Source organism: Arthrobacter zhaoguopingii, from assembly GCF_009828605.1.
In the GTDB taxonomy this organism is placed as follows: domain Bacteria; phylum Actinomycetota; class Actinomycetes; order Actinomycetales; family Micrococcaceae; genus Arthrobacter_D; species Arthrobacter_D zhaoguopingii.
In genome coordinates this window covers 138,162-147,201 of the sequence record NZ_WIAE01000009.1, presented here as the reverse complement: position 1 = coordinate 147,201, position 9,040 = coordinate 138,162, and the positions used below count along the sequence as shown (strand labels likewise).

Below are 9,040 nucleotides of genomic sequence, written 5' to 3'. Positions count from 1 at the left end.
GCTAAGACCCACAGCGCCGATGGTACTGCACCCGAGAGAGTGTGGGAGAGTAGGACACCGCCGGACCACCCTTAAAATGCAGGCCCCACCACCGGTGGGGCCTGCACCCCTTTAACCACCCACCACCACAAGACCGGGCCCACCCCCCACCCCACCCCGGACCCCACCGGCAGGGCCCCCAACCGGCACCGGCAGGGCCCACAACCGGCACCGGCACCCACCGGGGCCGCCCACCGCCACGGCTGCACGCACCCCAGCACCGGCACCCACCTGGGCCGCAGACCCGGCCGGCACTACCGCCGGCCCGCTGCCCCTCGCCGGTCGCACCTGGGCCGCCGCGGGCCGCCGTGGTTCGCATCCGGAGCGACGGTATGTCGCGGCGGGATGGCGGACGTTTGGCGGGCCCCGGCCACGGCCATCCGGCCGGGCTGGCCGGCGTGCCTGGCAGGTGCCACCCCGCACAGGATCGCGCGGCCGGGGCAGGACGTGATTGCATTGATGCAAACGACTTATAGAACAATAGAGAACAGCGGAACGCGAGATGCGGCTGCTGTAAATGAGAGGAACTTCGCCGCCATGGCTGAGCAGGAACGCACGCACGGGGACTCCCCGGACAACGGAAAGCCGGCAGGCGGAGGAAACTCGAATCAAACCGAGGCCGCCGGGAAGCGCCACTCGTGGGGATCGAAGGGGGCGGCGAGGTCGGCCGCAGATTCCGGCGGCCGCGACGGTGAGCCCGGGGGAGCCCGGGGTGCTGCGCCGCAGCGGCGGGGACCGGGCTCCTCCTCGGGTACATCAGGCAACCGTTTCGGCGGCGCCTCCCGCGGCCGCGACGGCGCCCGTGATGGACAGCGCAGCTCCGACGGGCGCGGCGGGTACCAGGGCCGGGGTGAATCCGGTGCCGGCCGGGATGCCGGTGCCCCGTCGGCTGGTGGCCGCTATGCGGACCGCCCCGGGCTTCGCCCTGACCGCGCCGGTGAAGGCCGCGGCACTGAGGGCCGCACTTCTTCGGACCGAAGTGCAGGAGGGCGCGGCGCAGGCGATCATCGCTCCGGCGGGGGCTACCGGGGTGGCGATTCCCGCGGCGCACAGCTGAGGGGCTCCGCCTCGAGGGGCGGGTCGTTCTCGGGTAACGCTTCCGACCGGCCGCGCGCCGGTGGTGCTGCTGGAGGACGCAGCGGCGGCCCGGCCGACCGGCCCGCCTGGGCCAAGCGCCCGGATCAGGGTGCCGACCGGCGTCCCGGCGGATCGGGGGAGCACCCACGCGGTGAGGGCCGGACCGGCTCCCGCTTCGATGACCGGCGTGATGACCGGCGTGATGACCGGCGCGACGGTCGCCGAGACGAACGCGGCGGGGGTCCCCGCGCCGGTGGCCGGGGCGCCGGGCAGCACGGCACCGCGCCGCGCCGCAACTTCGGGGCCGGGGACGGTCCCCGAAGTGGTCCGCCGGCCGCGCCCCGCCAGCACAACGCGCGTGACCTGCGCAGCTCCAACCGGCCGGACCGGGAACGTTCACCGGAGATCGACGAGGACGTGAAGGGCGACGAGCTGGACCGGGTCACCCGTGCCCAGATCCGCAACCTCGAGGAGCGCAGCGCACTGTGGGTGTCGCGTCACCTGGTGATGGCCGGACGCCTCCTCGAGGACGATCCCGAGCTCGCGTTCCAGCATGCCCTCGCCGCGAGCAGGCGCGGCGGACGGCTCGCGGCCGTCCGTGAAGCGGTCGGCCTTACAGCGTATGCCGCCGGCCATTACGGCGAGGCCCTGCGGGAGTTCAGGACCTTCCGCCGGATCAGTGGCTCCAATGCGCACCTGCCGGTCATGGCCGACTGTGAACGCGGACTGGGACGGCCGGACCGGGCGCTCGACCTTGCCCGCAGTGAGGAGGCCGAGACCCTCGATGCGGCAGGCAAGGCCGAGCTCGCCATGGTCGTCTCCGGCGCACGGACCGATCTCGGCCAGCTTGAGGCAGCCGTGGCCGCCCTCGAGATCCCACAGCTGGATCTGCACCGTGCCTTCTCCTTCAGCCCCCGGCTGTTCCGGGCGTACGCGGATGCACTCGATGCCGCCGGACGCACCGGGGAGTCGGAGAAGTGGCGCAAGCAGGCCAAGGTGGCCGAGTCCGCACTGGGGGTCGAGGACCCAGCTGAGCCCGACATCATCGACCTTTTGGGCGATGACGAGGAAGGTGCAGCGCGTGCGGTACCGACGGTGGCCGAGGTTCTGGGCGGGGCGAAAAAGGACGCCGCCGAGGACTTGACAGCCGAAGCACCCGCCTCCGTTATCGACTCCGATGGTGATTCGAACGAGTCTGAGGGCGCCGGGCCCGACACCGATGGTGCAAGCGCTGATGGTGGGAGCGCCGACGTTGAGGAAGGCACCGGGACCGACAGCACCGAAGGGACCCTCCTTCCAGCCGCGGATAACGACACAGACAGCACCCCCGGCGCGGGGGATGGGGATGCCCCTTCCGGGACCGCGCCCGGCGGTGGTGCTCCGATCAAGGCGGCCGAGGATTCCGTTGGAGGCTGAGGGTGCCCTGATCGGCGCCTATGACGCGGTCCTTTCGGACCTCGACGGCGTCGTTTATGCTGGCCCGCACGCCATTGCGGGAGCCATCGAGGCGCTGACGAAGCTCTTGGAGGTGGGGGTGAAGCTGGCCTACATCACCAACAATGCGTCGCGTTCGGCCGATGAGGTCGCGGCGCACCTGAGGAGCCTTGGCGTGCCGGCCCGGGGGGACCAGGTCTTCGGGTCCGCCCTCGCCGGTGCCGAACTCCTGGCCGGGTTGGTTCCGGCAGGCTCCAAGGTGCTGGTAACCGGAAGCAGGACCCTGGCCGACGCGGTGCGCAGCCACCGGCTGATCCCGGTCGACTCGGCCGAGGACGGCCCCGACGCGGTCATCCAGGGCTTCTCACCCGAACTCGGCTGGAGGGACCTCGCCGAGGCGTCCTATGCGATCGCGGCCGGCGCCGTCTGGGTTGCCACGAACACCGACATGTCGATCCCGCAGGCACGCGGGATCGCCCCCGGCAACGGGTCGCTCGTGGCGGCCGTCGCAGCCGCCACAGGGACCCGTCCTGTGGTCGCCGGGAAGCCGGAGGCACCGCTGTTCACCACGGCGGCGCGCCATCTGGGGTCGGAACGCCCGCTTGTCGTCGGCGACCGCCTGGACACCGACATTCTCGGCGGGAACCGGGCCGGCATGGACACCGCGCTGATCCTGACCGGGGTCGACACGGTGCGCACCGCACTGGCTGCGGTGGCCGCCGAGCGTCCCACCTACCTGCTCCCGGACCTTGGGGGCCTGTACGAGCCCTACCCGCCGGTGACTGCCGACGACGGCGCATACCGCTGCGGAACCGATTCGGCCCGGGTCGAGGCAGGAGCCGTTCGAGTGGAGGGCAGCGAAAGCAGCCTCAACGCCTGGCGGGCGGCCTGCGCTGCGTGGTGGGCGGCTGCGCCCGCGCTGGAGACGGCCCGGATGCCGGATCTCCGCTTCACCGGCGCAGCGGCCTGAATCCGGGACGCTGCAACAATGGCAGAACCGACAATGGCAGGACCGACGAAGGGGGAAATCGTGCGCGACGACGACGGCCGCGTTCCCGCTGATGCATCCGAGGCTGCCCGGGACGGTGGCATGCCGGGCCCGGACGGCGAAGCCGGTGCCGCCGCGGAGTTTTCCGGGCCCGGAGAGGTACCGCCCACAGGGGATTCCTCGGTCGACGCCGTCCTCGGGAGGCTCGCGGACCTCGGCGGACACCCGGTGGGCGAGCACGCGGACTTCTACGCGACCCTCCACGATGCCCTGCTCACCGAACTCAACGCGGAGGACTGATCAGTGGCGCGCCTGGACCAGGAACTTGTCTCCCGTGGCCTGGCACGCTCGCGGTCCCATGCGGCCCAGCTCATCACGGCCCGGCGGGTGTTCCGAGCCGGCGAGGTGATGCTCAAGGCCTCCGCACCGGTCAGCGGCGACCAGGAGCTGGCGGTCGCCGACGCCGGGCCCGAGTTCGTGAGCCGGGCCGGACACAAGCTCGCCGGCGCGCTCTCCGCCTTCCCCGGCGTCGCGGTCGCCGGGCGGCGCTGCCTTGACGCCGGAGCCTCCACCGGCGGCTTTACCGACGTGCTGCTGCGGGCCGGCGCCCGCGAGGTGGCGGCGGTGGACGTCGGCCACGGCCAGTTGGTGCAGGTGCTGCGCCAGGATCCCCGAGTGCACGTCTTTGAGGGGCTCAACGTGCGCTACCTCGACCCGGGGGAGATCGGGGGACCCGCCGAGCTCACCGTGGCCGACCTGTCCTTCATCTCCCTGAAGCTCGTGATCCGGTCCCTCGCCGCGGCCACGGTGCCGGGCGGGGACCTCGTGCTGATGATCAAGCCGCAGTTCGAAGTGGGACGCGGTGCCCTGAACGGCCAGGGCGTCGTGACCTCCGAGGCCGCCCGCAGGCGGGGCGTGCACGGAGTGGTCCGGGAGACACTCGCGGCTGGGCTGGAAGTACGAGGCCTGGAGCAGAGCTCCCTGCCCGGCCAGGACGGAAATCTTGAGTACTTCCTGTGGGTGAGGGTGCCGCATCGGACAATGGACCCTAGGATCGAAGAGGACCTGGACCGCCTGACCGACGGGCTGCTCTCCACGAGCGCCGCATTCGGCGGCCGGGCGAAAGACAACGACGGAGCTGAATGACTAGGAAAATTCTGGTGCTTGCGCACACCGGCAGGCAGGACGCGATTGCGGCCGCCCAGCAGGCGTGTACGCGGCTCTCCGCCCTCGGGCTCACGCCCGTCATGCGGCCGGAGGAGGCCTCCGGGCTCCAGGCGGCGTACGGCGCCCTCGCGGCACCGACCGAAACGCTGGGGGAGGACGTCACCCTCGACGGCATCGAACTGGTCATGGTCCTCGGCGGCGACGGCACCATCCTCCGCGCCGCGGAACTGGTGCGCAGCCGCGAAATCCCGCTCCTCGGGGTGAACCTCGGCCACGTCGGCTTCCTTGCCGAAAGCGAACGCGCCGACCTCGACGAGGCGGTCCGGTGGGTCGCCGAACGCGACTACAGCGTCGAGGAACGGATGACCATCGAGGTCTCCGCCTGGCAGGGCGATACCCTGCTTGGGGAAACGTGGGCACTCAACGAAGCGGCCATCGAAAAGGCCAACCGGGAACGCATGATCGAAGTGGTCATCGAGGTCGACGGTCTGCCCGTCAGCTCCTTCGGATGCGACGGCATCGTGCTTGCCACCCCCACCGGGTCAACCGCCTACGCCTTCTCCTCCGGCGGCCCCATCGTGTGGCCGGAGGTGGAAGCCCTGCTGATGGCCCCCATCAGCGCCCACGCGCTCTTCGCGAAACCGCTCGTTGTCGCTCCGACCTCCGTGCTGGCCGTGGAGATCCTCACCCGCACGGACGCCTGGGGCGTGCTGTGGTGCGATGGGCGCCGCAGCATCGACCTTCCGCCCGGCGCCCGGGTGGAGGTCCGGCGTTCCGATAATCCGGTCCGGTTGGCCCGGACCCGCCAGACTCCCTTCTCCGAGCGGCTCGTCCAGAAGTTCCAGCTTCCCGTCCAGGGCTGGCGCGGGCCGGTCGCCTCCACCGGAAGGCACCTCCAATGATCGAGGAGATGCGGATCCGCGACCTCGGCGTCATCAGCGATGCGACCCTCACCCTGGGCCCCGGCCTGACCGTCGTCACCGGCGAAACCGGCGCGGGAAAGACCATGGTGATCACCGCCCTCGGCCTCCTGCTCGGCGCGCGGTCGGACGCCGGTTCGGTCCGCCTTGGGGCGAAGTCGGCCTCGGCGGAGGCCATCGTGCGCCTCGAGCACGGCAGCGCCGTCGCCGAGCGCGCAGTGGAGGCCGGTGCGGTCCTCGAGGAGTTCGACGGCACGGCCGAACTGATCCTGGCGCGCACCGTGACCAGCGAAGGCCGCAGCAGGGCCTACGTGGGCGGCAGGACGGCGCCCGTTGGGGTGCTCTCGGAACTCGGCGAGCACCTCGTCGTCGTGCACGGGCAGTCGGACCAGCTGCGGCTCAAGGGCGCCGCCGCCCAGCGCGGGGCCCTCGACAAGTTCGGCGGACCGAAGCTCGCGGCCGAACTCGAGGCCTACGCCGGCAGCTACCAGCGGTGGCGCGGCGCGATCGCCGAACGCAACCGGCTCCAGAGCGAGGCGAGGGAGCGGGCGCGGGAAGCCGAAAGCCTGACGGCGGCCCTCGCGGAAATCGACGAGGTCGACCCCCAGCCGGGGGAGGACGTCACGCTGAAGGCCGACTCGATGCGCCTGGGCAACGTCGAAGAGCTGCGGACCGCGGCCCTGACCGCCCATTCCGCACTGGTGTCCGAGGACTTCGGCGCCGCGGTCGACGCCGTCTCCCTCGTTGACGAGGCCAAGCGACAGCTCGAGGGGGTGGCCGAGCACGACCAGGAGCTCGAGACGCTCGCCGGCCGGCTGGCCGAGGTCGGGTACCTGCTCGCCGACATCTCCGGAGAGCTCGCCGCCTACGGAACGGCCCTTGAGGGAGAAGGTCCGGCGCGCCTCGCCGAGGTCGAGGCCCGGCGCGCCGCGCTTGCGGTGCTGGTGCGCAAGTACGCCCCCAGCATCGACGAGGTCCTGCAGTGGCGCGAGGAGAGCGCCCTGCGCCTTGAGGAGCTCACCGGGGACTCCTCCCGCGTCGAGGAGCTCGAAGCGGAGATCGAGGAGCTCGACGCCGTGGTGCGCACCGGTGCGGCCGCGGTGTCGGCCCTGCGGCAGGAGGCCGCCCGGCACCTCGCCGAGCGGGTCAGCGACGAACTGAGCGCCCTCGCCATGCCCGACGCCACGCTGCTCATCGAGGTCACCCCCGCGGAGTCCCTGACGATCCACGGCGGCGACGACATCAGCTTCAACCTGTGCCCGCACCCCGGGTCCGCCCCCCGGCCGCTCGGGAAGGGGGCCTCCGGCGGCGAACTCTCCCGGGTGATGCTCGCCATCGAGGTGGTGCTCGCCGCCGTCGACCCGGTTCCCACGTTCGTCTTCGACGAAGTTGACGCCGGGGTGGGCGGAAAGGCCGCCGTCGAGATCGGCCGGCGGCTGGCCATGCTCGCCCAGCACGTCCAGGTGATCGTGGTGACCCACCTGCCGCAGGTGGCGGCCTTCGCGGCGCGCCATGTCCGTGTCACAAAGAACGTGCATTCCACCGGTGGGGACGGGGAGGACAGCGGATTCACAGCCAGTGATGTTCAGGTGCTGCCCGAGGCGGAGCGCGTGCGCGAACTTGCCCGAATGCTTGCGGGCCAGGAGGACTCAGCCTCCGCCCGCGCCCATGCCGAGGAACTCCTCGCGGATGCGGCGCGGACCACTTCCAGATGATAGGCTCGAACTCCGTGGTGCAGCAAACAAACTCCCGGTTCCCAAAGTCCGCAAAGACGACCAAGCACATCTTCGTGACTGGTGGCGTGGCCTCCTCCCTCGGCAAGGGATTGACGGCGTCAAGCCTCGGTCACCTGCTTCGGGCACGGGGACTCTCGGTCACCATGCAGAAGCTTGATCCCTACCTCAATGTCGATCCCGGCACGATGAACCCGTTCCAGCACGGTGAGGTCTTCGTCACCGAGGACGGCGCCGAAACAGACCTCGACATCGGCCACTACGAGCGGTTCCTCGACGAGAACCTCGACGGCTCGGCAAACGTGACGACCGGCCAGGTGTACTCGACCGTCATCGCCAAGGAACGCCGCGGGGAGTACCTCGGCGACACCGTCCAGGTCATCCCGCACATCACCGACGAGATCAAGCGGCGCATGCGCCTGCCGGCCGAGCCGGTGGCCTTGAAGAAGGTTCCCGACGTCATCATCACCGAAATCGGTGGAACCGTCGGCGACATCGAATCCCAGCCGTTCCTCGAATCGGCCCGCCAGGTCCGCCAGGACATCGGACGCAACAACGTCTTCTTTCTCCACGTGTCGCTGGTTCCCTACATCGGGCCCTCCCAGGAACTGAAGACCAAGCCGACGCAGCACTCGGTCGCGATGCTCCGCTCCATCGGCATCCAGCCCGACGCCATCGTGATCCGCTCCGACCGCGAGGTCCCCCTGGCGATGCGGGAGAAGATCGGACGCATGTGCGACGTCGACATCGACGCCGTCGTGAATGCGGCCGACGCCCCCAGCATCTACGACATCCCCAAGACCCTTCACAGGCAGGGCCTCGATGCGTACATCGTCCAGTCCCTCGACCTGAAATTCAAGGACGTCAACTGGACCAAGTGGAACAAGCTCCTCGACGCGGTGCACAACCCGAAGCACCAGGTCGAGGTGGCGTTGGTCGGTAAGTACATCGACCTGCCCGACGCCTACCTCTCGGTCACCGAGGCGCTGCGGGCCGGCGGTTTCGCCAACAAGGCCAAGGTCAACATCCGCTGGGTGCCCTCGGACGAATGCGACACCCCGGAGGGCGCCCGTAAGGCCCTCGCCGGCGTCGACGCCATCTGCGTTCCGGGCGGCTTCGGCATCCGCGGCCTCGAAGGCAAGCTGGGCGCCCTGCTGTTCGCCCGCGAAAACAAGATCCCCACCCTGGGCCTGTGCCTTGGACTGCAGTGCATGGTCATCGAATACGCCCGGAACGTGGTCGGCCTCGAGAACGCGTCCTCGAGCGAATTCGAACCCGACACCAAGTTCCCCGTGATCGCCACGATGGCCGAGCAGCTCTCCATCGTCGCCGGGGAGGGGGACATGGGCGGAACCATGCGCCTTGGCCTCTGGGAGGCGCGCCTTGATGAAGGCTCCGTCGTCGCCGGCACCTACGGCAAGACCACCGTCACCGAGCGCCACCGCCACCGCTACGAGGTGAACAACGAGTACCGCGCCCAGATCGCCGAGGCCGGGCTCGTCTTCTCGGGCACCTCGCCGGACGGCAAGCTGGTGGAGTTCGCGGAGCTCCCCCGGGACGTCCACCCGTACTACGTCTCCACCCAGGCCCACCCCGAACTGAGTTCGCGCCCCACGCGGCCGCACCCGCTCTTCGCGGGACTCGTGAAGGCCGCCCTTGATCTCAGGGGCGCCAAGGTCTGA

At 70.5% G+C, this 9,040-nt stretch carries 8 protein-coding genes; 7 read left to right on the top strand and 1 reads right to left on the bottom strand.

All coding sequences use genetic code 11. The annotated features are described in order from the left end of the window. Positions 1-795: 795 nt before the first annotated feature. Positions 796-1,467, bottom strand: coding sequence for a hypothetical protein (locus GVV77_RS13220; RefSeq protein WP_159619074.1), 672 nt, complete (start codon positions 1,465-1,467; stop codon positions 796-798). A 66-nt stretch (positions 1,468-1,533) separates the two neighbouring features. Here GVV77_RS13220 and GVV77_RS18150 point away from each other — a divergent pair, with 66 nt between their 5' ends. The 7 genes from GVV77_RS18150 to pyrG are packed head-to-tail and all read left to right on the top strand — an operon-like array spanning position 1,534 to position 9,040. Beyond that, a complete protein-coding gene (locus GVV77_RS18150; RefSeq protein ID WP_201293235.1) occupies positions 1,534-2,532 on the top strand; it encodes a hypothetical protein in 999 nt (332 codons plus the stop codon). After that, complete coding sequence (locus GVV77_RS13210) at positions 2,522-3,520, top strand: HAD-IIA family hydrolase (protein ID WP_246199807.1); 999 nt, start codon at positions 2,522-2,524, stop codon at positions 3,518-3,520. The genes GVV77_RS18150 and GVV77_RS13210 overlap by 11 nt, the downstream gene beginning before the upstream one ends. Positions 3,521-3,538: 18 nt before the next feature. Beyond that, positions 3,539-3,838: a hypothetical protein gene (locus tag GVV77_RS13205; RefSeq protein WP_159619070.1), complete on the top strand. Its 300-nt coding sequence runs from the start codon at positions 3,539-3,541 to the stop codon at positions 3,836-3,838. A 3-nt stretch (positions 3,839-3,841) separates the two neighbouring features. Beyond that, complete coding sequence (locus GVV77_RS13200) at positions 3,842-4,684, top strand: TlyA family RNA methyltransferase (RefSeq protein WP_159619068.1); 843 nt, start codon at positions 3,842-3,844, stop codon at positions 4,682-4,684. Beyond that, positions 4,681-5,607 carry an NAD kinase gene (locus tag GVV77_RS13195; protein ID WP_159619066.1) on the top strand — a complete coding sequence of 309 codons (927 nt, stop codon included), beginning with the start codon at positions 4,681-4,683 and terminating at the stop codon, positions 5,605-5,607. The genes GVV77_RS13200 and GVV77_RS13195 overlap by 4 nt, the downstream gene beginning before the upstream one ends. Further along, complete coding sequence (gene recN / locus GVV77_RS13190) at positions 5,604-7,340, top strand: DNA repair protein RecN (RefSeq protein ID WP_159619064.1); 1,737 nt, start codon at positions 5,604-5,606, stop codon at positions 7,338-7,340. Before GVV77_RS13195 ends, recN begins: the two co-directional genes overlap by 4 nt. Then, positions 7,337-9,040, top strand: a complete 1,704-nt coding sequence (gene pyrG / locus GVV77_RS13185) for a CTP synthase (protein ID WP_159619062.1) — start codon at positions 7,337-7,339, stop codon at positions 9,038-9,040. The genes recN and pyrG overlap by 4 nt, the downstream gene beginning before the upstream one ends.

Bases quoted from the DNA above. Each gene is read 5' to 3' on its own strand.
- GVV77_RS13205 (WP_159619070.1), top strand. From the start codon at position 3,539: ATGGCAGAACCGACAATGGCAGGACCGACGAAGGGGGAAATCGTGCGC.
- GVV77_RS13195 (WP_159619066.1), top strand. From the start codon at position 4,681: ATGACTAGGAAAATTCTGGTGCTTGCGCACACCGGCAGGCAGGACGCG.
- recN (WP_159619064.1), top strand. From the start codon at position 5,604: ATGATCGAGGAGATGCGGATCCGCGACCTCGGCGTCATCAGCGATGCG.
- pyrG (WP_159619062.1), top strand. From the start codon at position 7,337: ATGATAGGCTCGAACTCCGTGGTGCAGCAAACAAACTCCCGGTTCCCA.